The sequence below is a fragment of the Actinopolyspora mortivallis DSM 44261 genome, from assembly GCF_000384035.1.
GTDB lineage: Bacteria > Actinomycetota > Actinomycetes > Mycobacteriales > Pseudonocardiaceae > Actinopolyspora > Actinopolyspora mortivallis.
The window spans coordinates 831,523-855,517 of sequence record NZ_KB913024.1; the positions used below are offsets into that span (position 1 = coordinate 831,523).

Genomic DNA, 23,995 nt, shown 5'->3' on the forward strand with positions numbered 1-23,995 from the left:
CTGGCAGGAGCTCACCGACGGGATCCCGGTGTCCCCTCCCGGACGGGCCGGACCGTCACTCCTGTTCGTCGATGGGAACGGTGTCCAGGAACTCGGCCGTCCTGCGCACTGCCGAGGGGTTGCGTGGCCCCTCCACGAGCGCCGCGTAGGGCAGGGTGAGGAACCGGTTCTCGCGGACCGCCTCGATCTTGGAGAAGGTGGGATGGTTACGCAGGAACTCGATCTTCTCCCGGGACGTCCTGTCCCCGTAGTCGTTGATCAGGATGGCGTCCGGGTCGGCGCGCAGCACCGTTTCCCAACTGACCGTGGTCCAGCTGTCGTCGAGATCGTGGAAGACGTTCCTGCCGCCGGCCTTCTCGATGATCTGGTCGGCCGCGCCGCCGTTGCCCGAGGTGACCGGTTCGCTGCGCCCCGAGTCGTACAGGAAGACGGTGGGGCGTTCACCCGTGTCCCGCTGGGCCCGCTCGACCGTGGTCTCGTACTCGGAGACGAGCTTCTCCGCCCGCTGCCGCACCCCGAACAGCTCACCCAGGTTGCGGATGTCGGTGTACAACGCCTCCAGCGGGGGCATGATGCCGCGTTTGTCCCCGGAACCGGTGCGACAGGACTCGCTGAGCACGTAGGCGTCGATCCCCTCTCCGCTCAACCTCTCCGGAGTGAAACGTGCCGTCTCCCCGAACCCGTAGTTCCAGCCGGCGAAGACCATGTCCGCGTTCGCCGCGCGGACTCCCTCCATGTCGATCTCCTCGCCCAGGTGCGGGACCTTCTCGAAACTCTCCGACCACGGCGAGCTCCGCACCCCGGAGCGCTGGCCGTCGCGCAGGAAGTAACCGGCCATGCGGTCCTGTAGCCCCAGGGCGAACATGATCTCGGTGATCCCGATGTCGTTGGTGACCACCTTCTCCGGGGGCCGTTGGTAGGTGCGTTCGTGTCCGCAGTTGGTCAGTGTGACGGGGAAGCGTTCCGGCACCTCTCCCGAGGAACGTTCGGCCACGCGGGCCCCACACCCCCCGAGCAGCGTTCCCGCCATCAGCAGACAGACTCCCCGTACCAGGGAGTTCCGGAGTACGGTCATGGTCTCTGGTGTCCTTTCGACGGATCCGTCCCCGACTCGACGGGGGAGAACAGCAGCTGGGGAGCACGTGTCTCCGGGTGGTCGACCACGTGCACCCGGACCCCGAAGACCTCGCCGATGATCTCCGGGGTGAGCACCTCGGTGGGTGGGCCGCCCGTCACCACGCGCCCCTGGCAGAGCACGTAGACGTGGTCGCACCAGGCCGCGGCCAGATTCAGGTCGTGCAGTGCGGTCAGGGTGGTCAGGCGCAGTCTGCGCACCAGGGAGAGCATCTCCAGCTGGTGACGGACGTCCAGGTGGTTCGTCGGTTCGTCCAGTACCAGCAGTTCCGGTCGCTGCACCAGCGCCCGGGCGATGAGCACCCGCTGTTTCTCGCCGCCGGACAACGAGAGCACACTGCGCTGCTCCAGATGCGCGCATCCCACGGCCCGCAGCGCCGCGCTGCGCCCGCGTGCCCGGTCGGACCTTTCGGAAACACGGTGGGGGGTGTTTCCCATGTCGACGACCTCGCCGACGGTGAAGTCGAACTCCGACTGGGACTCCTGGGTGAGCGCGGCGATGCGGCGGGCGCTCTCCCGCAGTGACATCGCGGTCACGTTCTCCCCTCCGAGCCGCACCTCACCCCGCTCGGGGCTCAGGGAGCGGTACACACACCGCAGGGTGGTGGACTTGCCGCTGCCGTTGGGGCCGACCAGACCGACGAGGTTTCCCGCACCGACGTGCACGTCCACGTCGTCTACGAGCCGTTTACCCGCCACCGACACGCCGACACCCGCCAGTTCCAGTTCCATCAGCGACCTCCCAACGTGGCCTTGCGGCGGTGCATCAGCAGCAGGAAACAGGGCACGCCGATCGCCGCGGTGATCACACCGAGGGGGAGTTGTTCGGGAGCGGCCACCGTCCTGGCGAGCAGGTCCGTCCACACCAGGAACACCGCTCCGGCCAGCGGGGCCAGCAGCAGGACCCGGCGATGGTCGGCTCCCACCATCAGCCGTGCCAGGTGGGGCAGCATCAGGCCGACGAAGCCGACCGCCCCGCTGACGGCGACCAGCACCCCCGTGACCGCCGCGGCCAGTACGAACAGTTCACGCCGGAACCGCCCCGGATCCACCCCCAGAGTCGTGGCCGTCTCGTCTCCCATGGCCAGCGCGTTGAGACGTTCGGCCGACAGCAGCAGGTAGCACAGTCCACAGGCGAGAACCACCGTGGCCACGGGCAACGAGTTCCAGGTGACCCCGCCGAGACTGCCGAGCAGCCAGAACATCGTGGACTTGGCCGCGTTGCCGTTCGGTGCCTGGAACACCAGCAGGGTGGTGACGGCCGAGAACCCGTAGGACATCGCCGTTCCGGTCAGGATCAGCCGCAGTGGGGTGAGTCCCTCGGCGGTGCGGGCGATCAGATAGACCAGCACGGTGGCCGCCAGGGCCCCGAGGAAGGCGGCCGTGGACAGTGCGTACAGTCCCAGCGCCCCCAGCACTCCGTACAGTGCCACGGCACTGGCGCCCACCGAGGCTCCCGAGGAGATTCCCAGCACGAAGGGGTCCGCCAGGGCGTTGCGCACCATCGCCTGGGTGGCCACGCCCACGGCGCTGAGTCCGGCTCCGACCACGGCGGCCAGCAGCACCCTGGGCAGCCGCACGTCCCAGACGATGTAGTACACGCCCGCGTCCTCGGCCGGGATCACACCTCCACGCAGCGCCTGCCAGAGCAGCTCGACCGTTTTGCCGAGCGGGACGCTCGTCGGACCGAGGGCCACGCCGCAGACCACCGAGGCCAGCAGCAGTACCGTCAGCAGAGAGCACAGCAGCGGCAGCCGTGTCCGTTCCCGGTCTTCCCCGGTCCCCGGCCGTGGCGGGTCCTCGGCGGGTGTTTCCCGCTCTGTCGGGTTCCCGGCCTCCGTCGGAGCGGTGAGGACACTCAGCGGTGTCCGGTCCGCCGTGTCCTCCGGCGAGTCGGATTCCGCCGTGGACGGAGGAGCGGACGAGTCGGAGTGGTGTCGCACAACGCCGGTGCCTTTCTGCGCTGGTCGGACCGCGTTGAGGTGCCCAGCACGCGTGCTCCGGCGCACTCACGGGCGTCGTGCTCGGGCTCCCTGCCGCGGTCCTCGACGGTCGTGGAGCTTGCCGCGACAGCGCCGGGTTCTCGGGCTCGCTCACAGGAGCTCACCGTTGCGGGTCAGCGCCGGATTCGCACCGGACTTCCCCCGTACGCTGTCGTTTGGTTCTTTCGAGCGATTTTCTGCAAAAAGGTTGCGATTGTCCACACCCTGTGGGTGTACCCACAGGGGCGCTCTGTCCTGTTCCGGCGTGATCCCGCCGGGGAGTGGGCACGGATATCGGTCGCATGTTCACTGAACGTGTTTGATCTTCGCGGAAGGCGACGCGTCGTGCTCACTTCGCGAAAGTAGGCCCTTCCGCGGTCCGGCCATCGCCCGGGGCCGGTCGGGAGGGTCACGGAGTGAGGGGGCTCCCCGCGGGAGCGGACGAAAGGTTTCTCGTTTCTGGTCCGCATATGGTTCGAGAGGTTCTCGTTTCGCCGTTCGGGTGTTTCGTGAGAATTTTTTAATAATTTGCGGAGCTGTCGACGAGTGCTTAATTTGAGAGGGGTCTGCTTCGTCGGGAAACATTATTCGGATTTTCGGGGGTGTGTGGTCATGCCGTCGTCTCGCCGACTCCTCGTTCGGGTCGCGGCTCTTCTCGGAATCACTGTCGTCTGGTGTGCCGGTATCACGGCGACCGGCTACTCCGTTCCGCGGGACAAGGAGGATGTGGGTCCCATGACGTATTTGGTCAACGCGAGTACGAAAAAATGTCCTCCCAAGAAATACTGTATCTTCCGCAGTATTAACTTCAATGAACATCCCGGTGCTGACAGGGAGTCTCATCGGGCGTGGTCCTACGGAAAGGCGTGGAAGGACTTTAGGTTCGATCCGGCCACTGGTATTAGTTATTCTCCGAACCCCACCGATGTGGTCGAATCCGTCATCAACAACGGAGTAGGGCGCACCATCTACTTCATGGAGTGGAACTTCGTTCCCGCCGCCCCTTCCACCAAGGTGTGTCTGGGAGTGCGTAGCGGCCACGCTGTTCGGAACGTCCGTGCTTACACGGGAGGTGACGCCGGATACGGGTCCGTGTCTTTCAGTAAACCGGAAGAATGTACGGTCAAGTACTCTGCGGGGAAAGACTGAGTTCGTGACATGAACGAGAGACCCTGTTTCCGCTCGTTCGAGATCTCCTCCATCCTGGGTGTGTCCGTCGGGAAAGAATATCAAGAAAAGAATCATGTCGTGGGGTGACGTGTTGATACTGAAAAGGATGGTGGCCGTCGCACTCGGAATCGCCGCTCTGGCGGCGTCCCCAGGTGTCGTGTCGGCCGCTCAGTACCAGAACCAGAAAACCACCATCGTGCACGCGGACACGGGGCGTTTCGTGTTCAAGGGGAAGAAGGACTCCGATGACTCGGATGATTCCGACGACTCCGACGACGGGTGGTGGCGCCGCCCTCAGCGGGAACAGTTCGACAAGGCCAAACTGACCCGTGACGACCAGAGATCCGGAACCAACTGGAAGTTCATCCACCAGAAAGACTATCCTGGTTACTACCAGATCCAGAACGAGAACAACGGTTGTCTCGGCGTGGAGGAGACGAAAGGCGTCTCCTACGTCGTGTTGAAGGGATGTCAGCGCACGGACAACAGCCAGCTGTGGACCCGCAGACAGTCGGGAACGGCGAACAACCGGTGGTTGCTCGAAAACGATTCGACACCGGGCGTGCTGGAGCCGAAACACAACTCGGATCTGTTGGTGGTGCGGACCCTTTCCGATGCCAACGGGCAACAGTGGATGTTGCCGGGTTGGGAGGGGACGTGACCTCCGTGGTGGGGTGAGCCCGAGCGGCGTCGAAAGCACGAGGACAGGGCTCACGCCCGAAGGCCACCTCGAAGGAAACAGCCGGTCAGAGGTCCACGGTGGCGCGCACGTGCTGGATCGCCGCGGGATCACCGTGGGCCTGCGCGTAACGCTGTCCGCGTCGTACGGCACGTGCCATCTCGGAGGTCTCCGGCCGCTGCGTCTCACACGGCGGATGCCACAGGTGGCGTATCGTCCCTTCGTGTCGAACGGTGCCGAGTAGAGTGTCACAGGTTCGCCAGAAAGCCGTGTCCTCGTAACCCCATCCGAGGAAACGGGGGTCACATCCCCCCACCTCCAGGTATGCGGCGCAGGCGATGACCCACACCCCGCCGACTGATCCCGGATACTCGTACACCGTTTCGCCCGAGGAGTCACACAGCAGACAACGCGTGTAGGGAAGATGCAGTCTGTGCTCCTCGGAGGAAGCCAGGGCGGCGTACAGGCCCTCGGGATCGACGAGGATGTCCGCGTCACAGACGACCACCACGGCGAACCCGTGTGCCCGGGCGGAGTGCACACCCCGGTTGCGGGCGGCCGAGCGATTGAAGATCCCGTATTCGGGAGCATCACTGAGATAGAGGGGACAGTCGGGCAGTATTCGTGCGAGGTGATTCACCACGTGGGAGAGGTTGCCCAGCCGTTCCGGACCGGAACAGCGCCAGGGCACCACGATCGCGACCTCCTCGTACAACCGGACCTCCTTGGCTCGGAACGCTGTTCTGGGTTCGAGGGACCGTGCACCGTGTGACGATCGGTCTCCCGGTGCCTACTCATGCTTCCGCTGTGGTGAGCACACACAGGGGTGACAGGTACAGAAACTCCGTGTCTCCTCCCGCGTAACCGGAACAGCGCACCACGGCGAACTGGAACGCCTGCGTGCGAGAATTCTCGTAGCGCCGGACACGAGTCCACACCCGTCCGCGCAGCGCCGCGTAGACCGCTGTTCGCGTCGCCCGCTCCGGCCGGTGCCCGACTTCGTGCAGGAACTCCGCGCACATGTCGAACAGTGCTTTGTCCGAACGCCGCCCCGGACACCAGACGGTGTGGTACCAGCGCCGTTCGGCGATCTCGGACTCCGACCTCCAACCGGAGTACACACCGCGGAGGCCGATCACCCGATACAGCAGGCGATAGTCGTGCTCGGCCGGATCCGGAGCGAAGAAGCACCAGTTCGGCATCAGTACTCCCGTGGGCTCCATGCCACGCAGCCAGTGGAACCGGTGATGATGGCTGAGCAGGATCAGCCCCGTCCACGCGGACAACGCTGCTCGAACCACGGTGCGTGCCGCGCACCACATCATGCCGTGCACGGCACATCACCCTTTTCGCTCCGAACGGGCCACGTACATCACGGCCGGATACGTGGCGGCGAAAGCCCACCAGAACCGCCCCAGTCCCATCAGCCGGGCCGTGACCGCGTGAAACACTCCGGCGAAGAGGACGACCACGGGAGCCCAACGTCCTCCTCCGACGAACGCAGCCACGAAACCGCATTCCGCGAACGCCACGAGCCGTGTCAACCGGCGTGCTTGCCGGGGATGACGAAGGCACCAGGAGAACGCGCGACGATCACCGTAGACGCGGGTGCGCAGGATCCCTTCCAAGGCCGTTCCTCGTCTCCAGGAGGAGCTGGCGAACTTGGCACACCCCGAGATCACGTAGGCCATGGTGGCCTGTGCCGCCTGGAAGGTCAGGCAGGCGTCCACCAGTCGTGGATCCCGGTTTCCCGCCCGGGCGAGTGCGCAGCTCGTCTGTACCAGCAGCGCCATCTGGTCGGCGCCGTCGCTCCCGTAGCGCTGGCGACGATGCAGCAGGCAGGTACACGCGGTGGTCAGAAGACCGGCGAACAACCGTCGTCTCCTTCCGGGGGCGAGCAGTACCGTCGCCGCCAGAGCGCGCGTGAGGTGCAGCGGTGTCGTGGACGGGTTCCCGCCGGAGCGCAGCCTGACGTCCCGTTCGCCCGAAGAACGAACGGCGGAAGTGGTCGTTCGTGCGAGGACACTGGTTTCTTCGGTGCTGTTCCGATCGTCGAACAGGTACTCCAGGCTGCTGGTCAGATGTGCGGCAGCGGCCAGACGTTCCGCTGTCATCACCGCGCCGTCCCGATCCGGTATCAGTAAAGCGGTCGTTGTGGCTTCCCTCCTGCGCATCTTTCACCTCCGTGTCCTCGTCCGGCCCCGATCGTCTGTCGGATCGTTCGGACGATCCGTTTTCGCCGCGGAACCCTCCCGACAGGACCCCTTGCATCGCTCGCCGCACTCCTTACGGCACTCGAGTCCACGTGTGACCACGCATCCCAGGGCGTTCACTATCGCTGCGAGTCCCTGCAGGAGTGTGGCGAGGATGTTGCCGAGCCGGCAGGCTCCGACATGACGGAGTGACTCCACCAGCAGTCCGATCAGGTCTTTCAGGGCGTCGCCAAGATTGTTGTAGTCCGGTTTCGGAGGCGGTTTTCCGCCGGTCGTCGTCATGCCACCGACCGTGGCTCCGGTCGTCGTGACCACGGGTGGGCCGGTGGGCGGTGGTGTTGGTGACCCGGTGGGTGGCGGTGTTGGTGACCCGGTGGGCGGTGGTGTTGGTGACCCGGTGGGTGGCGGTGTTGGTGACCCGGTGGGCGGTGGTGCCGTCATGGACCTCCCTCACTCGGAATGAGTGATGATCGTTCGAATACTGCTTCCTTTGCTCGGGTCGATCGACATTTTCATTGCCCTCGCGATATTTTCGCGGTTATTTTCTGGTTCAGCTTCCCCGGAGGAGAAAGTGTTGGACAAGATGTCTCACACCATCGTGTGGGTTTGATCTTTTCCTGTTCTGTTGTGTTGGGTGAGAGGTGAGAATAAAGAAGAGTGGACATGTTGGCGACGAATCGTAAACCCCTCGTTCCCGTGCGGAGGTGACCCGGTGTCCGAAGATATCGACATGGCGCACTGGTCCGACGAAGAACTGCAGGATCTACTCGTTCCGAGGGATTGTGACGTGGAGGGATCTCCTCACCTCAGTCGTCTTCCAGAACGCGGATCCGTCGAACTGACCATAGCAATTCCCACATTGGACGATTTTGACGGGGCGTGGTTCACCATAGCCTCGTTGCGGGTGCACCACGCACATCTCATGCCGGCGACCCAGATTCTGGTGCTCGACAACCATCCTGCGAGGGAGGGGGCCGTCTCCCTCCGTGAACTCGCCTCGTCGGTCCCGAACGTCTACTACGTCCCCGTCGGTGCGTTCCGGTCCACGACGGTGTGCGGTATGGCCTTTCGTCTCGCCGCGGCGGAGACCGTCATCGTGCTCGACAGCCATGTCCTGCTTCCACCGGGATCGCCGGACGCCGTCCTGCACTACTTCCGTGCCCACCCCGAAAGTCGGGATCTTGTGCAGGGGCCCGTACTGGGTCCCGGTGGGGACGAGGTCGCCGCCACCCACTGCGCCGAGGTGTGGACGGGTGGGGCCTATTCGTGGTGGGAACTCGACGGCAGGGGAGTCGACCCCCACGGAGACCCCTTTCCGGTTCCCATGCAGGGTCTGGGGGCCTTCGCCTGCCGACGTGTCGCCTGGCCGGGGTTGCATCCCCGGCTGCGGGGATACTCGTGCAACGAGTGGTACGTGCACGAGAAGTTCCGCAGAAGGGGTGGACACACGCTCTGCCTACCCGGATTTCGCTGGCACCACAGATTTCCCCGACCCTCCGGAATACCGTACTCCATCACCTGGGACGACCGTATACGGAACTATCTGATCTGCTGGTGGGAACTCGGGTTGGACACGACCGTCATGCTGGAACATTTCCGTGAGGTCCTGGACTCTTCTTATGTGCGGAGTGTCGTCGACGACGTCGATGAGGAGTTCTCTTCTCCTTGCGGACATCTTGACGGCGTGCTGTTTCCCCAGCGTCATGAGCTCGTCGACGACGCCGAGGTTCGTCAGGAATCAGACAGACGGAAAATCCCCTTCTGGACAATCGGCCCCGTCGAAGAATCCGATCCCGAGACGGAGCGGATACTGGCCTACCGCCGTTGTCTGCGGTTCGCATACCTGTATCGCTGGGAGAGTCTTGTCGTCACCGAACCCGGATCCTGTCTTTCCTCCGCGCTCGAAGCCTACACGGAGAGCGGGGAACTGGGCGGGCCGGCAAGACTGTTGCACGAGGTGCCCCCGGGCCAGGAACATCAGGGCAGCTGTACCGTCGTCCACGACAGCAGTGGAGTCGTCGACCTTCTGAACCTGCTTCCGCGGGACAGTGACCAGGTACGCGTGTGGTCCGCCGAGAACGGCCCCTTCCACTCCTGGTTGACACGAACCCTTCGAACACTCGCTCATCGTCCGAGCGTGGAGATGTCGACCGCGTCGCGGTGACTCCGGACCGGGAAACGACCCAGGTACGGGCGGAAGACTCTCGTGGGGTGAGCTTCCCACACCCGACGGAACAAAGGGGTGAGGCCGGCGGGATTCGAACCCGCACTGGCTAGGACCTAAACCTAGTGCCTCTGCCAATTGGGCTACGGCCCCGTCACGACCAGAATAACGGTAGGATCCCGGCGGGTACGGAAGCGGCCCGGATTCGTGACGACTTCGCGACACGGTCGGTGTGGTTACCCCGGCCACCCCGGTGTGCTCTACGGTGGGCACAGTCGGATGTCCGCGCCGGGGACGGCCGAGTCGGACGTCCGGTGCCCCGAGCGGACCAGGCCGACCACGACCCCGGGAAGTACGAGGAGGAACAGGTGGCCCGCGATCCCGACGCCATCCAGCGTGACATCGAGAAGGCACGTGACGCCCTGGCGGCCTCGCTGGACGAACTGGAGACCAAAGCCAACCCCACCCGGGCGGTCGAAGCGGGCAAGGCCACTCTGAGGGAGAAACTGGAGGACCCGCGGATCCGTTACGCGCTGATCGGCGTCGGCGCGTTGACGGCCGCGCTCGTGCTCCGCAAACTGCTGCGCTGAGTCCACGGGCAAGCCGGCCAGCCGGACCGGCTTGCCGCCCGTGCGGTGCCCGGTCACCGCAGCAGCGGCAGCAGTGCCTCGTGCAGCAGCCTGTTCACGAACCGCTGGTCCAACGGATCCCCGGTCAGCATGAGTCTGTGGATCAACGCGGCCCCCGCCAGTTCCACGACGGTGTCCACCGGAGCGTCGGCGCGGATCTCCCCACGCTCCCCGCCCCGGTCGATGATCTCGCGCAGTACGTCCCGCTGCGGCAGCAGGAACGAGTCGCGAAAGGCCTCGGCCAGTTCGGGCTCGTGCGGAAGTTCTCCCACGAGCGCCTGGGCGGCCTTGCCCACCGGTCCACTGAGGAACTCGGCGAAGGCGCTGAGGAACTCACCGAGATCCTGTTCGATCGTCCCGTTGTCCGGACGGGGAATATTGCGCCGCACCAACTGGGTGCAGGTGTCGATGACCAGTTCCAGCTTGGATTCCCAGCGTCGGTAGATGGTCGCCTTGCCCGCTCGTGCCTGCGCGGCCACGGCGTCCATGGTGAGCGCGCGATAGCCCACTTCGGCCAGCACTTCCAGCGCGGCGGTCCGGAGGGCGGCGTCCCTGGTGGCGTCCCGAGGGCGTCCTCTGCCGGAGGTCGAGCCCGTGGACGAGCCCCGTGAGGTGGTTGCGGTCCGGGAGTCCTCCCGGTCACGGCCGATCGGTGCGTTCACAGCCGACATCGTAGAACGAGCCTTCCTCGGCGGGAGTCGTTCCCGCACCGTGTGCCTCGACTCGGTTCCTCCGCCGGTGGTGTGGGCACCGTGTCCGGCGGGACCCCACGGAGGTGGGGAGTACGGCGGACGGAACGGTTCAGCGTAAACCACCCAGGGGGTTCGGAGGGTTCTGCTGTGCCGCAGCGGCAGCGGCCTGCTGGGCGGCGGCACGGGTGGTCTCGTCGGACAGCCCGTGCCTGGCCTGGAGGTAGGCCGTGCTGAACGCGAAACCGTCCCCGTCGAGCAGGTGGATCACCACTCGACCGGCCGAGTTCGGAACGAGCTGCTCGACGAGCTGCTCGGCCGCGTCCCTGGCCGAGATCAGACCGGGCGCCTGTGCGGTGCGGGTTTCCGATCCCGCCGTGACGGTGACCGTCCAGTCGTTTCCGTCGGGCAGATAGTTGACGGTTACGTGTCCCTGAGCCATGGTGCCTCCGCGTCCAGCGTGCTCGGTCGTCGCCGTGACATCGCGCGTTCCGGCCGGAACTCGGCCGATTCGGAAAGGATAGGCGCGGTCACTCACGCGTGGTCACCGACTCTACGGGTTATCCCCCGCCCAGATCCGCGGGGCGGTCCACGTCCTCCCCCGAAGCGATGTCCTCGCAGGACACGAGAGTCACGGTCCGCTCGCGGAGATAGTCGCGCGCCCCACGGTCCCCGACGGCGCGCTCGGCGACACCGCTCCAGTGCCGCCGTCCGAGCAGCACCGGATGACCGCGTTCACCTCCGTAGCGGGCGGCTGCCAGCGCATCCGGCGCGGCGTGGGCGGCCACCCGTCGCACCGCAGCCGCAGTCACCCAGGGCATGTCCACCGGAAGGATCAGCGCCGCCGAGGTCTCCTCCGTCGGCGTCTCGTTCAGACAGCGCAGACCGAGACGCAGCGAGGAACCCATCCCGGTGGGCCACCGCTCGTTGTGGACGGTTCGTGCCCCGCTGAGGTCGGCGCGTTCGAGAACGGTCTCCGCGGCGGCTCCCAGCACCACCACCACGGGAGCGCAGCCGCCGGAACGTAGCACGTCCACGGCGTGTTCGACGAACAACGAGCCGCCGTGCGGCAGCAGCGCCTTGGGCCGCCCGAAGCGACGGCCCGCCCCCGCGGCCAGCACCAGCCCCGCCACCCCGTCAGTCATGGGCGTGGATGGGGCCACTGGTGTGGGTCAACGGTGCCGCGCTGCCGCCGTGCCGCAGGGCGACGATCTCCGCCGCGATGGACACGGCCGTCTCCTCCGGCGTGTGCCCACCCAGGTCGAGTCCGATCGGAGCCCGCAACCGCTCCAGCTCCCGGTCGGTGACCCCTTCCTTCCGCAGTCGTTCCACCCGGTCGGCGTGGGTGCGCCGGGACCCGAGGGCCCCGATGTAGGCGGCCGGGCCGCGCAGCGCCTCCCGCAGCACGGGGACGTCGAACTTCGGATCGTGGGTGAGCACGCAGACCACGGTGCGGCCGTCGGTCTCCACCGTGGACAGATAGTCGTGTGGCCAGCGGACCACCACCTCGTCGGCGGCGGGGAAGCGCCGCTCGGTAGCGAACACCGCGCGGGCGTCGCACACGGTGACGTGGTACCCGAGGAACTTGCCCATCCGGGCCAGCGCGGCGGCGTGGTCCACCGCCCCGAACACCAGCATGCGTGCCGGGGTGGTCCACGCCTCGACGAACACGGTGCGCTCCCGGTCCGGCTCACCGGGAACGCACAGGCGGCGCAGGCCCGATCCGCCCCGTTCGAGCATCGCTCTGGCCTCGGCCCGCACCGACTCGTCGAGGGCGTCCTCGCCGGTGCTGCCGAGGTGCTCCTCCGGCCACACCGCCACGGTCGCGCCGGTCTCGACCAGCCGGGCGAGTGCCACCGGACGACCGGCTCCGGCCGAACGCAGCGCCGCGGCGAGCACCTCGGACGTGTCGGCCGTGCCCCGTTCTCCCGGGGTGGCGGGGTGAACGGGGTGCAGCAGCACCTCCAGATTCCCTCCGCAGGTCAGACCGACCGCGAAGGGGTCGTTCGGGTCGTACTCGAACGAGGTCCGACGGGGGCGTCGTTCGGACAGGGCCTCCAGGGCCAGCGCGTGCACCGAGCCCTCCACGCAGCCGCCGGAGAGACTTCCCGCGATGGTGCCGTCGCCTCTGATGGCGGCGGCGGCACCGACGCCGCGCGGGGCGCTGCCGTAGACCTCGACGATCGAGGCGACGACGAACGGCTCGCCCGCTTCGGTCCAGCGCAGCAGGTCATCCGCGATCTCACGCATGTGTACCTCCTTTCACCGGGAACCGAGCGGGAGAGCCCTTCCGTGGACGGCGGTCCGTGCCCGTGGCCGCCGAGGGTCACGAGACGCCGAACACGGCCTTGATCCCCTCGATCCCGAAGTAGAGGGCGAACACCAGGGACAGGATGCTCAGCAGCCACCCCAGCTCCCGGATGCGCCCCTTGCAGATCTTGATCGCACAGTAGGAGATCAGCCCCGCCCCGACACCGTTGGTGATCGAGTAGGTGAACGGGATGATCGCCACGGTCAGGAACACCGGCACCACGAAGTCCTCGTCCTGCCACGGGATGTTGCGCACCTGCGCCATCATCATGCCCCCGACCAGCACGAGCGCCGGTGCCGCCGCCTGGGCGGGCACCACGGCCGCCAGGGGGGTGAACAACATGGTGGCGGCGAACAGGACCCCGGTGACCACGCTGGCCAGGCCGGTACGAGCTCCCTCGGCGACCCCGGCCGCGGATTCGAGGAAGACCGTGTTCGGTGACGAACCGGTGAAACCGCCGGCCATGGCCCCGGCCCCGTCGACGAGCAGGATCCGGCCCATTCCCCGGACCTTGCCCTGGGAGTCGGTCAGCCCGGCCTCGCCGCTGACGCTGGTGATCGTTCCCATCGCGTCGAAGAAACCGGACAGCACGAGGGTGAACAGGAACACGGTCGCGGCGATCACTCCCGCGTTCGCGAATCCGCCGAACAGGTCGATGTCGCCGAACAGCCCGAAGTCGGGGCTGGCGATCAGGCTGGAAGGCAGGTCCGGGGTGGTGCGGCCCCACTGTCCGGCCGGCACGTCGAAGGCGGCGTTGACGACCACCGACAGCACCGTGCCGGAGACGATGCTGATCAGGATCGCTCCCGGAACCTTTCTGGCCACGAGGACGATCATCAACAACAGGGTCAGGCAGAACAAACCGAGAGGCCACCCGATCAGGTGGCCGTTCGGGCCGAGCTGCACCGGAACGTCGGTGTCGGCCGCGTCGGGCTGTCTGCTCACGAACCCGGCGCTGACCATTCCGACCAGCGCGATGTACAGCCCGATCCCCACGGTCAGCGCCGTCTTCAGCGGTAGCGGGATGGCGTTGATGATCCGTTCGCGGATACCGCTGATCGCCATCAGCACGATGCAGACACCCTCGAGCACCACCAGCCCCATGGCCTGGGCCCAGGTCATCTCCGGGGCCACCGTGAAAGCCACCACCGGGATCACGCCGAGTCCCGCCGCCATCGCCAGTGGCGCGTGGCCCACGACCCCCATGAGCACGGTCATCACGCCCGCACACAGCGCCGTGGCCGTGGTCAGTTCCGCGTTGCCCAGACTGGCCCCGGTGACGTCCGTGGAGGACCCCAGAATGAGGGGGTTGAGCAGCACGATGTAGGACATCGCCACGAAGGTGGTGATGCCGCCGCGCAGTTCCCGCGACAGTGTCGAGCCCCGTGCGGTGATACGGAAATAACGGTCCAGCGGTGAGCTCGTCCGCTCGTCCCGGTCTGGTACCGGTGCCTCCTCGGAAGAGTCCGGTCTGAGCTGGGTCATGTGTCCTCCCCTGCCGGTGGGCGCCCCCGGCCGTACCCGCTACCGGCCGGACTTCTCCTCGGGAACGGGCAGCACGTGGCCCGACCCGATTAGGGGCGTTTGAATCTGCTGGTTTCGTGAGCGCGACGGTCGTCGTGCTCCAGGGCGGGAGGAGGATGTCTCGCACCGTCGTCCCGGCCCCGCGGCGCCCGTCCGACCCGGTCGTCGCGACGGCACCGCCGTGTACGGCACTGACAGCCTAAGGAGTCCTTCCCCGAGGGCGTGTCGGGGCTGCCCACACGCTTCGCGTGGCCCGGGCACCCCGGCGGCCCGCGGGAACCAACCGTTCCGCGGGCCCCCGGGGAGTTTCACCCGGTGGGCGTCAGTACTCGACGCGGTCCGGTTTGTTCCGCCAGGCGTCGAAGGGCGCGGTGCGGTTGTCGACCGCGACGGGTCGCACCGGGGTCGGCCACACCGCGTTCGGATCGGTGAACAGCTCGTAGAAAGCACGGTCGTCGAAACCGGCGGCCGCCGCGTCGTCCCGGTCGGCGGCGTAGACGATCTCGTCCAGCCGGGCCCACAACGCCGAGGCCATGCACATGGGACACGGTTCGCACGAGGTGACCAGCACACAACCGTCCAACCTGAAGGAGTCCAGCTCCAGGCACGCGTTGCGTATGGCGGTCACCTCGGCGTGGGCCGTCGGGTCCAGGTTCGTGGTGACCATGTTCGTTCCCGTGGCCACCACCTCGTCACCACGGCCGATCACGGCCCCGAAGGGGCCTCCTCCCGAGGCGACGCTGTCTGTGGCCAGCGCTATCGCCCGCCGCATCCATGACTCCAGGTGCTGGGGAGCGGCAACGGTTTCCGATCTCGTGGACACGGTGATCCTTTCGTGTTCCGGCCCGGGCACCCCGAGGAGCGGGTCGGGCCGTTCGCGGACGGGTGGGCCTCACTCGACGATGTGTTCCGGTCCCACCGGAACGTGCTCCAGCGCCTTGCCGGTGGCCGCGCGGATCGCGGCCACGATGGCGGGAGTGGAGGAGATGGTCGGGGGTTCTCCCACTCCGCGCACCCCGTAGGGGGCGTTGGGGTCCCCGCGTTCGATGACGTCCACGTTCATCGGCGGCATGTCGAGGATCGTGGGGATGAGGTAGTCGGTGAAGGAGGGGTTGCGGATACGTCCGCCGTCGACCTGGATCTCCTCCATGACGGCCAGCCCCAGTCCCTGGGCCGAGCCGCCCTGGATCTGCCCCACCACGGCGTCCGGGTTGACGGCCTTGCCCACGTCCTGGGAACAGTCCAGCTGCACCACCTTGACGAGCCCCAACTCGGTGTCCACGTCCACCACGGCGCGGTGGGCGGAGAAGGCGTGCTGGACCTGGGCCCGCTCGCTGTGGCCCTGTTCGTCCAGGGGGAAGGTCTCGCGGTGGTGGTACTCCCTGGTGGCCTCGACCACCTCGGAACCGAGGACCTCGGCCAGGTCCGCCAGCACGCCGGAGGTCTCGGAGACCACCTTCCCCCCGGACAACGACAACCTCTCCACCGGATCCCCGCAGCGTTGTGCGACCCGTTCCAGTACCTGTTCCCGTACCGCGCGGCAGGCGGCCTGGACCGCTCCGCCGGTGACGTAGGTCTGACGGGAGGCCGAGCTGGATCCGGCGGGTCCCACGGAGGTGTCGTTCGGGTGGATGTTGACCCGTTCCACACCGAGTTCGGTGCGGGCGATCTGCTGCTGGACGGTGACCAGACCCTGCCCCACCTCGGCGGCGGCGGTGTGCACCATGGCGATCGGCTCACCGGCCACCACCTGCAGTCGGACCCGCGCGGTGGAGAAGTCGTCGGCTCCCTCGGCGTAGCAGATGTTCTTGATGCACACCCCGTAGCCGACTCCGCGCACCACCCCTTCACCGTGGGTGGTGTTGGAGGCACCGCCCGGCAGGTCACGGATGTCCGGGTTCGTGCTCTCGGCGGTGGACTCCCGGGGGAGCGGAAGTTCCCGGACCCGCCGCAGCAGCTCGGCGACCGGGGCCGGGTAGTCCAGCACCTGGCCGCTGGGGGTGGAGTCCCCGCGGGAGATGGCGTTGCGGATCCGCAACCGCACCGGGTCCATCCCCAGCTCCTCGGCCAGTCGGTCCATCTGCGACTCGTAGGCGAAGGCGGGTTGGACCGCGCCGAGACCGCGCATGGCCCCGCACGGCGGGTTGTTGGTGTACATCCCCCAGCCTTCGATCCGCACGTTCGGGACCGAGTACGGGCCCACGCCGAGCGTGGTTCCGTTGCCCACCACCACCGGTGTCTTGGAGGCGTAGGCACCGCCGTCGAAGTACAGCCGTGCCCGCACGAAGACCAGGTCTCCGTCCCTGGTCGCCCCGTGCTCGTAGTACATGGTCGCCGGGTGGCGGTGGACGTGGCCGAAGAAGGACTCCTCCCGGTTGTAGACCATCTTGACCGGCCTGCCGGTGTGCAGCGCCAACATGCAGACGTGCACCTGCACCGACAGGTCCTCCCGCCCACCGAAGGCCCCGCCGACACCGGACATGGTCATCCGGACCTGCTCGGGGTCCAGCCCCAGCGCCGCCGCGGTCTGCTTGCGGTCGGTGTGCAGGTCCTGGGTCGCCAGGTACAGCTCCACGCCACCGTCCTCGGCGGGGACGGCCAGCCCCGCCTCCGGGCCGAGGAACGCCTGGTCCTGCATCCCCACCGTGTAGGTGCCGGAGACGACCACGTCCGCCTCGGCGTCCGGGTCCCCCTTCACGATCGGTTGGTACCGAACCGTGTTCCCTCCCGGGTGCACCCGGGGTAGTGAGTCGTCGTGGGCGGCCCGTTCCGCGTCGAGCACCGGCTCCAGCACCTCGTAGTCGACCTCGACGAGGTCGAGGGCCCGCCGTGCCGTCTCCGGGTGGTCGGCGGCGACCAGGGCCACGGCCTCGCCCCGGTAGCGGACCACGTCCTCGGCGAGCACGGGCTGGTCGAGGTCCTTGAGCCCGTAGAGGTTGCGCCCCGGCACGTCCTCGGCGGTGAGCACCGCGCGGACCCCGTCCATGCGGAGGGCGGGGCCGACGTCGATGGAGCGGATCCGGGCCGAAGGGTGTGGGCTGCGCAACGTCGCCCCCCACAGCATGTTCTCGGCCCACAGGTCGGAGGCGTAGGCGAAGTCGCCGCGCACCTTCAACGAACCGTCCGGGCGCAGGGGGGACTCGCCGACACCGCCCGCGATCTCCTCGTCGAGGTGTTGTGGACGGTGGGTCGGGGTGGTGTGCGTGTTACTCATCGGGGCACCTCTCTCGCGGGTGTGTGCGTGGTTCGCCGTGGGCGCGGTGGAGGAGGAGCGCGGGCTCATCCGGTTCCTCCCTCCGCGATCCGGGCGCACGCCCGACGTAGCTCCGTGGTCAGGTCCCGTTCCGACTCCCGGACCAGGCGGGCGTGTTCGACGACCGTCTCCCCGCCGCGCAGCAGCCCGCGCAGCGGCGGCAGTGGACCCAACGCCAACGCGGCCACCGGATCGGCGATCCCCGCGTGGCCGAGCCCGTCCACCTCCCACAGCGCCAGGTCGGCGAGCTTGCCCACCTCCAGCGAACCGAGTTCGGACTCGCGGCCCAGGCAGCGCGCTCCCCCTCGGGTGCCCATCCACAGGGCGTCGCGCACCGACAGCGCGTCCGGCCCGTAACGGGCCCGTCCGAGCAGCAACGCCTGCCTCAGTTCGTCACCGAGCCGTCCGGACTCGTTGGAGGCCACGCCGTCCACTCCCAGGCCCACCGGGGCACGTGCGTCCAACAGCGAGCGCACCGGGGCCGTTCCGGCTCCCAACCGACCGTTGGAACTGGGGCAGTGGGCCACCCCGGTTCCCGTGGTCCCGAGACGGCGGATCGCCGCCTCGGACAGGTGCACCCCGTGGGCCAGCCAGACGTCCTCGCCCAGCCAGCCCGTCCGCTCGGCGTACTCCACCGGGTCGCAGCCGAACTCCGCGGCGCACCGGTCCAGCTCGTCCCGGGTCTCGGCGAGATGGGTGTGCATCCCCACCCCGTGTTCCCGGGCGAGCTCGGCCGAACGGGTCATCAGCTCGGTGCTGACCGAGAAGGGGGAACATGGTCCCACCGCCACCCGCACCCGGGCGTCGAAGGAGGGGTCGTGGAACCTGCGCACGGCCCGCTCCGTCGCCTCCAACGCGGACTCGGTGTCCTCGACCGCCGAGTCCGGGGGCAGCCCCCCGGCGGACTGCCCCCGGTCCATGGAGCCGCGCACCGCGTGCAAGCGCACGCCGACGCGTCCGGCTCCCGAGACCACGGCACCGAGCACGTCCCCACCCGTGTTCGGGAACACGTAGTGGTGGTCGGCGACCGTGGTACATCCCGACAACGCCGTCCAACCCAGTCCCGCGGTGGCGGCCGCGTGGACGAGGGTCTCGTCGATGCCCGCCCACACGGGGTAGAGCTCGGTGAGCCAGCCGAACAGCGTCGAGTCGACCGCGTAACCCCGGGTGGCCCACTGGTAGAGGTGGTGGTGGGTGTTGACCAGCCCCGGGGTGAGCAGGCATCCGCTTCCGTCGATCCGCCGCACCGGTTCCTCCTGCGGCGGGGCGGGTCCGGGTCCCACGGCGCGGATGATCCCGTCCTCCACGACCACGTGTCCCTCGGAGTACTCGTGTCCGAGGGAGGAGAGGCCGGGATCGGGGGCGTCGACGGTGACCACCGCCGCCCTCTCGATCACGGTTCTCGCCGGGGACACTCCGGTGTCGGTGTCGCTCATCGCCGGCCCCCTTCGGAGGAGCTTCCCGTCTTCTCCGCGGCGGCCTCGCGCACCGCCTCCATGATCTTCTCGTAGCCGGTGCAGCGGCACAGGTTCCCGGCCAGGGCCTCCCGGATCTCGGCGTCGGAGGGATCCGGAACACGGTTGATCAGGTCGTCGGCGGCCACCAGCAGGCCCGGAGTGCAGAATCCGCACTGCACGGCGCCGGCGTCCACGAAGGCCCGCTGTACCGGCGAGAGCTCGTCCTCGTCCGCGAGGCCCTCCACGGTGCCGACCTCACGGTCCTGGGCCTGGCCGGCGGCGACGAGACAGGCACACACCGGGACTCCCTCCAGGTACACGGTGCAGGATCCGCACTCGCCCTGCTCGCAGGCGTTCTTCGAACCGGGCAGGCCGAGTCGTTCGCGGAGCACGTACAGCAGGCTCTCGCCCTCCCACACGTCGTCGGCGGTCATGGGGCGACCGTTGACGGTCAGATTCAGGCGCATCCTTGCCTCCCGGCGGTTTCGGCGCTGTTGCGGTACTCCTCCCAGGCCCAGCCCAGGGTTCGCCGGGCCAGCACTCCCAGGGCGTGGGTGCGGTAGCGGGCCGTGCCACGCACGTCGTCGATCGGGGCCGTCGCGTTCACGACCAGCTCGGCGAACCGGTCGACCACCGACTCGGGCAGTGGGGTGGGACGTCGCCACTGGTCCCGTTCGGCCAGCTCCGCGGCGAGGAACTCCTCGGCCTCGGAGGCCGCCCGCGGGGTCGGTGCGGCCGAACCGATCCCGGTTCCGACGGTTTCCCGTCGTGGGTGCAGCGCGACGGCGAAGGTGCACACGGCTATGACCATCGCGTTCCGGGTTCCGATCTTGGAGAACTGCTGGGGTCCGGTGGCCTCGGGAACACGGATCGCCGCGACGAGCTCGTCCTCGGCGAGGACGGTCTTCTTGACGCCGGTGAAGAACTCGGCGACCGGTACGGTGCGGCTTGCCCGCGCCGACTCCACCTCGACCTCCGCGCCCGAGGCGATCAACGGTGGATGGCCGTCTCCGGCGGGGGAGGCCGAAACCAGGTTCCCGCCCAGCGTTCCCCGGTTGCGGATCTGCGGGGAACCCACCGTCCGGGCGGCCATGGCCAGGCCGGGCAGGGCCGCGCCCACCTCGTCGATCAGTCGGGAGTAGGGCACTCCGGCTCCGAGACGCAGCACCCCGCCCTGGGCTTCCGGCAGGCGGGACCACTGCCGGAGCTGTTCCACCCGGCTCAGGTCGAGCAGGATCTCGGGACGTCGGTGGTCGAAGTTCAGCTCCACCATGAGGTCCGTGCCGCCGGCGATCGGTGTCGCCTCCGGATGCTTGGCCTTGGCTTCGAGCGCTTCGCTCCAGTCGGCCGGTCGAAGGAAGTCCACTTGTTGCCTCTCCAGATCACAACCCGCGTTAGGTCGTTGGGGTGTGACCAAGTACACAGCTCGTGAAGCCGCGTTGACTAGAGGCGGAAAACATGAATCGAACCGGCGGGCAGCGGCGGGTTTTCGTGTTTTCCTACAAGAGCCCTTCCGGCCCCGTCGCCGACGGGGGCGGCGAGACCGCTCCTCTTGTCACCGCGCCCCCACGGGGGTCTAAGGTGCGCGCGTGCTCCTCGGCGACCTGCTGGACGACTCCCGGATCGGGCTGACCCTGCTCACCGGGAGGGAACAGCTCGACCGGCCGGTCCGTGGCGTCTACATCACGGACCTGATCGACCCCCGGCGTTATCTCCAGGGCGGGGAGCTGGTGCTCAGCGGACTGGTCTGGCACCGGAACCCCTCCGACTCGGAGGAGTTCGCCGCGGCCCTGGCCGAGGCGGGGGTGGCCGGGTTGGTGGCCGGAACGGCACGGCTGGGCAGGGCCCCCGACGACCTGGTGGAGGCCTGTGCCCGCCACGGGGTTCCGTTGTTCGAGATTCCCGTGACCGTCAGCTTCAACACTCTGCTCGAACACGTGCGTGCGGCCACCGGTGGACAGCCTGCCCCCCGCAGGGACCTGGTCGCGGACGTGGCCGAGGGGGCGGACCTGGACCGGGTGCTCGCCTCCGCGGCCGCCGAACTCGGCACGGACTGTTGGGTGTGTTCGGCGGTCGGTTCGGTGGTGGCCGGACGGGGCGAGCTACCGGTGGGGGAGTCGCGCTCACTGGTGCGGGAGTTCCTGCGTGCCGAGCGGCTGCCGAGAACGGTGCGACTTCCCGGCGGGCAGGACCGTGTGCTCTGGCCGGTCAGCGCCGGGGTGGAGTCCCGCCCGGCACGCTGGTTCCTCGTGTTGCCCGGCGACCGCGAGCAGTGGGGGAGCCACCACGACTCGGTGGTCAACGAGCTGGCCACGGCGGTCGCGTTGCTGCGGACCAGACTCGACGAGGCCCGGGAGGCGGCCAGCCGTCCCGTCGACACCGCGCTGCGCGGGCTGCTCGACGGCTCGCTGGACTCCCGCGAGGTGGCCCACCGGCTCCGGGAGTCCGGGGTGCCGACGGAAGGGGCGCTGTGCGTGGTGGCCCTGGACGGGGGCGGCAGCCACGGGGCCTCGGTCGAGCTGATGCGGGAGATCGCGGCGGCCACCGGCCTTCCCTCGGTCACGGCGAGCGCGGAGACCGGGGCGCTGGCCGTGTTCGCCGCCGGGCAGCGTGCCCGTACGGAGCTGTCCGGCCTGCCTGGGTGGTTGCGTCGTACCCTGTCCGACCTCGAATACGCCGCCGAGTGGTTCACGGTCAGCGTGGGCGTGAGCGATACCGGGGATCCGAGCGGACTGCGCGGGATGGTGGAGGAGGCGCGCTACACCCGGTTGTTGGCCGAACGCGGTGGTCAGCGTTGCGGCATGGTCACCGCCGGGGACCTGGTCTCCCACCAGGTGCTGCTCTCGGCCGTTCCGGACGGGCTGCGCCGTTCCTACCGGCAGCGTCTGCTGGGGGGACTGTTGGCCTACGACCGGAGTCATCACTCCGAACTCGTGCACACCCTGCGGACCTTTCTGGAGTGTTCGGGCTCCTGGTCCCGGTGTGCCCAGATGTTGCACATCCACGTGAACACGTTGCGTTATCGGATCAAGCGCGTGGAGGAGATCTCCGGGCGCGATCTCGGGGAGTTCTCCACCAGAGTGGACTTCTATCTGGCGTTGCGTACCGAGGAGTGACAGGCGGTGGTGCCGGGTACGTCCGTGTTCGGCGTGCGGTGCCTCGGCGGAACCGTGTTCGGCCCGTGCGCACCATCGCTCGCCCTCCCGGAAAATCCTTGACCAAGAGTGTCCGTTCTCACCTTCGTGATCCATCCGACTCGGCGAGAGGAACGATTCCGAGTACGGCACCGGACGTGGAGTGACCACGTGCCGTGTCAGTTGTCACAATCACTTCCCCTGTCCGGGGGAAGCCCGCCGTGTGATTGGAAAAAGAACCTCCTTCGGCGGTACCGTTTCTGGTCGGCACACGGCAGTCCCAGCGGCTCGGTCCTCTCGCGAAGCCTGCTTCGGGTCCGCCCTGGCCGATGGTGCGTTCCCGCGACGGCCCGCCAACGGCCGAGAAACGGAGGTTTCGGGATTGACCGACCTGTCCGCCACCAACGCTGTGACGGACCGCCCGAGCGGCGCCGCTGCCACCGAACCCCGGCGGGTCGGTGATCCCTCGGCCGTAGAAAGCGCCTCCGTATCCGCTCGTCGCTACCTGGACCGCGAACAGCCCGCCACCCCCTGCCTGGCCCTGGACCTGGCCGTCGTCCGCGCCCGCCACGAGCGGCTGCGCACCGAACTGCCCCAGGCGCGGATCTGTTACGCCGTCAAGGCCAACCCCGATCCCCGGGTGCTCACCGAACTCGTCGCGCTCGGCTCCTCCTTCGACGTGGCCAGCCCCGGTGAGATCGACCTCTGCCTGCGCCAGGGAGCCGCGGCCGAGTCGCTCTCCTACGGCAACACCATCAAGAAACCCGCCGACATCGCCCACGCCCACGCCAGTGGCGTCCGGCTGTTCGCCACCGACAGCCGGGCCGACCTGGAGAACATCGCCGTCCACGCTCCCGGTGCCCGAGTGTTCTGCCGCATCGCCGTGGACGACACGGGGTCCAGAACCCCCTTCGGACGCAAGTTCGGCTGTTCGCCGGTGGAAGCGGCGCGGTTGTTGGAACGCGCGGAGGAACTGGGGCTCGAACCGTACGGAGTGTCCTTCCACATCGGCTCCCAACAGCTGTCCACCGAAGCGTGGGAACACGGCATCGCCGCCGCGGCCGGGATCTTCCGGTCCTGCGGAACGCGCGCCGGGCCGCGCATGCTCAACCTGGGTGGTGGGCTGCCCGCCACCTACACCCAGCCGACGCCGGAACTCGGCGAGTACACCAGGAGCATGGAGACGGCGCTGCGCAACCACTTCGGCGACCACCGCCCGGAGCTGTTCCTCGAACCCGGGCGTCACCTCGTCGCCGACGCGGGGGTGCTGCGCAGCGAAGTGGTGCTGGTCTCGGAGGACAGCACCGGACGGTGCCGGTGGATCTACCTCGACGTGGGGCGCTACAACGGGTTGGCCGAGACCGAGGGCGAGGCGATCACCTACCGGCTGCGCACCAACCGTGACGGCGACCCGGTGGGGCCGGTGGTGCTGGCCGGACCCACCTGTGACGGCGATGACGTGCTCTACCAGCACACTCCCTACGAGCTTCCCGTTACACTCCGCGGAGGGGACACGATCGACCTGCTCAGCGCGGGGGCCTACACCGCGAGCTACTCCTCGGTCGGTTTCAACGGGTTCGCGCCGTTGACCACGTACTGCTTCGACAGCACCGAGACCACCGAACGAGCGTGAAACGCCCTTCGGGGCGGTTCGTT

21 protein-coding genes, 1 tRNA gene and 1 riboswitch are annotated in these 23,995 nt (G+C 68.1%); of the genes, 5 read left to right on the forward strand and 17 right to left on the reverse strand.

From position 1 onward, the window contains the following. Positions 1 to 55: 55 nt before the first annotated feature. The 3 genes from ACTMO_RS0104135 to ACTMO_RS0104145 are packed head-to-tail and all read right to left on the reverse strand — an operon-like array spanning position 56 to position 3,077. The gene (locus ACTMO_RS0104135) at positions 56 to 1,075 is read right to left on the reverse strand and encodes an ABC transporter substrate-binding protein (RefSeq protein WP_019853402.1); all 1,020 of its coding nucleotides are present in this window, start codon (positions 1,073 to 1,075) and stop codon (positions 56 to 58) included. Then, the gene (locus tag ACTMO_RS0104140; RefSeq protein ID WP_019853403.1) at positions 1,072 to 1,866 is read right to left on the reverse strand and encodes an ABC transporter ATP-binding protein; all 795 of its coding nucleotides are present in this window, start codon (positions 1,864 to 1,866) and stop codon (positions 1,072 to 1,074) included. The genes ACTMO_RS0104135 and ACTMO_RS0104140 overlap by 4 nt, the downstream gene beginning before the upstream one ends. Continuing rightward, entirely contained in the window at positions 1,866 to 3,077 is a 1,212-nt protein-coding gene (locus ACTMO_RS0104145) for a FecCD family ABC transporter permease (RefSeq protein WP_019853404.1), read from the reverse strand. Before ACTMO_RS0104145 ends, ACTMO_RS0104140 begins: the two co-directional genes overlap by 1 nt. Before the next feature lie 114 nt (positions 3,078 to 3,191). Further along, a riboswitch (cobalamin riboswitch) is annotated at positions 3,192 to 3,325 on the reverse strand. Positions 3,326 to 4,392: 1,067 nt separating this feature from the next. Here ACTMO_RS0104145 and ACTMO_RS0104150 point away from each other — a divergent pair. Further along, the gene (locus ACTMO_RS0104150; protein ID WP_157062787.1) at positions 4,393 to 4,947 is read left to right on the forward strand and encodes an RICIN domain-containing protein; all 555 of its coding nucleotides are present in this window, start codon (positions 4,393 to 4,395) and stop codon (positions 4,945 to 4,947) included. 85 nt (positions 4,948 to 5,032) lie between these two features. Here the strand turns inward: ACTMO_RS0104150 and ACTMO_RS21870 are convergent, their stop codons facing one another. From ACTMO_RS21870 to ACTMO_RS20280, 3 genes are all read right to left on the reverse strand, one after another. Further along, positions 5,033 to 5,680, reverse strand: coding sequence for a galactosyltransferase-related protein (locus ACTMO_RS21870; RefSeq protein WP_019853406.1), 648 nt, complete (start codon positions 5,678 to 5,680; stop codon positions 5,033 to 5,035). A 79-nt stretch (positions 5,681 to 5,759) separates the two neighbouring features. After that, positions 5,760 to 6,299, reverse strand: a complete 540-nt coding sequence (locus ACTMO_RS21875; RefSeq protein ID WP_019853407.1) for a hypothetical protein — start codon at positions 6,297 to 6,299, stop codon at positions 5,760 to 5,762. A gap of 6 nt (positions 6,300 to 6,305) precedes the next feature. Beyond that, positions 6,306 to 7,079 carry a hypothetical protein gene (locus tag ACTMO_RS20280; protein ID WP_019853408.1) on the reverse strand — a complete coding sequence of 258 codons (774 nt, stop codon included), beginning with the start codon at positions 7,077 to 7,079 and terminating at the stop codon, positions 6,306 to 6,308. 958 nt (positions 7,080 to 8,037) lie between these two features. On the opposite strand from ACTMO_RS20280, the gene ACTMO_RS21880 reads away from it, so the two are divergent. Then, on the forward strand, positions 8,038 to 9,342 hold the full coding sequence (locus ACTMO_RS21880) for a hypothetical protein (RefSeq protein WP_157062788.1): 1,305 nt from the start codon (positions 8,038 to 8,040) through the stop codon (positions 9,340 to 9,342). 79 nt (positions 9,343 to 9,421) lie between these two features. Here the strand turns inward: ACTMO_RS21880 and ACTMO_RS0104185 are convergent. Next, positions 9,422 to 9,495 (reverse strand) — tRNA-Leu (locus ACTMO_RS0104185). 215 nt (positions 9,496 to 9,710) lie between these two features. Between ACTMO_RS0104185 and ACTMO_RS0104190 the strand changes: the two genes are divergently transcribed. Next, positions 9,711 to 9,932: a DUF3618 domain-containing protein gene (locus tag ACTMO_RS0104190; protein WP_026448855.1), complete on the forward strand. Its 222-nt coding sequence runs from the start codon at positions 9,711 to 9,713 to the stop codon at positions 9,930 to 9,932. A gap of 53 nt (positions 9,933 to 9,985) precedes the next feature. On the opposite strand, the gene ACTMO_RS0104195 is transcribed toward ACTMO_RS0104190, so the two are convergent. The 10 genes from ACTMO_RS0104195 to ACTMO_RS0104240 all read right to left on the reverse strand — a co-directional run bounded on the left by ACTMO_RS0104195 (position 9,986) and on the right by ACTMO_RS0104240 (position 20,571). Then, positions 9,986 to 10,642, reverse strand: a complete 657-nt coding sequence (locus ACTMO_RS0104195; RefSeq protein ID WP_026448856.1) for a TetR/AcrR family transcriptional regulator — start codon at positions 10,640 to 10,642, stop codon at positions 9,986 to 9,988. Between the two features lie 130 nt (positions 10,643 to 10,772). Then, a complete protein-coding gene (locus ACTMO_RS0104200) occupies positions 10,773 to 11,102 on the reverse strand; it encodes a hypothetical protein (RefSeq protein ID WP_019853414.1) in 330 nt (109 codons plus the stop codon). Positions 11,103 to 11,220: 118 nt separating this feature from the next. Beyond that, positions 11,221 to 11,805, reverse strand: a complete 585-nt coding sequence (locus ACTMO_RS0104205) for a nucleotidyltransferase family protein (RefSeq protein ID WP_019853415.1) — start codon at positions 11,803 to 11,805, stop codon at positions 11,221 to 11,223. After that, entirely contained in the window at positions 11,798 to 12,910 is a 1,113-nt protein-coding gene (locus tag ACTMO_RS0104210; RefSeq protein WP_019853416.1) for an XdhC family protein, read from the reverse strand. The genes ACTMO_RS0104205 and ACTMO_RS0104210 overlap by 8 nt, the downstream gene beginning before the upstream one ends. Positions 12,911 to 12,986: 76 nt before the next feature. After that, positions 12,987 to 14,456, reverse strand: a complete 1,470-nt coding sequence (locus ACTMO_RS0104215) for an NCS2 family permease (protein ID WP_019853417.1) — start codon at positions 14,454 to 14,456, stop codon at positions 12,987 to 12,989. Between the two features lie 361 nt (positions 14,457 to 14,817). Further along, positions 14,818 to 15,318, reverse strand: coding sequence for a nucleoside deaminase (locus ACTMO_RS0104220; protein WP_211212907.1), 501 nt, complete (start codon positions 15,316 to 15,318; stop codon positions 14,818 to 14,820). A gap of 69 nt (positions 15,319 to 15,387) precedes the next feature. Further along, positions 15,388 to 17,709 carry a xanthine dehydrogenase subunit D gene (gene pucD, locus ACTMO_RS0104225; RefSeq protein WP_026448858.1) on the reverse strand — a complete coding sequence of 774 codons (2,322 nt, stop codon included), beginning with the start codon at positions 17,707 to 17,709 and terminating at the stop codon, positions 15,388 to 15,390. A 65-nt stretch (positions 17,710 to 17,774) separates the two neighbouring features. Then, a complete protein-coding gene (locus ACTMO_RS0104230; protein WP_019853420.1) occupies positions 17,775 to 19,184 on the reverse strand; it encodes an 8-oxoguanine deaminase in 1,410 nt (469 codons plus the stop codon). Then, a complete protein-coding gene (locus ACTMO_RS0104235; RefSeq protein ID WP_019853421.1) occupies positions 19,181 to 19,672 on the reverse strand; it encodes a (2Fe-2S)-binding protein in 492 nt (163 codons plus the stop codon). The genes ACTMO_RS0104230 and ACTMO_RS0104235 overlap by 4 nt, the downstream gene beginning before the upstream one ends. Beyond that, positions 19,663 to 20,571: an FAD binding domain-containing protein gene (locus tag ACTMO_RS0104240; RefSeq protein ID WP_019853422.1), complete on the reverse strand. Its 909-nt coding sequence runs from the start codon at positions 20,569 to 20,571 to the stop codon at positions 19,663 to 19,665. The genes ACTMO_RS0104235 and ACTMO_RS0104240 overlap by 10 nt, the downstream gene beginning before the upstream one ends. 223 nt (positions 20,572 to 20,794) lie before the next feature. On the opposite strand from ACTMO_RS0104240, the gene ACTMO_RS0104245 reads away from it, so the two are divergent. Together ACTMO_RS0104245 and ACTMO_RS0104250 are read left to right on the forward strand one after the other, a co-directional pair. Continuing rightward, on the forward strand, positions 20,795 to 22,321 hold the full coding sequence (locus ACTMO_RS0104245) for a PucR family transcriptional regulator (protein ID WP_019853423.1): 1,527 nt from the start codon (positions 20,795 to 20,797) through the stop codon (positions 22,319 to 22,321). 400 nt (positions 22,322 to 22,721) lie between these two features. Next, entirely contained in the window at positions 22,722 to 23,972 is a 1,251-nt protein-coding gene (locus ACTMO_RS0104250) for a type III PLP-dependent enzyme (RefSeq protein ID WP_019853424.1), read from the forward strand. Positions 23,973 to 23,995: the final 23 nt, after the last annotated feature.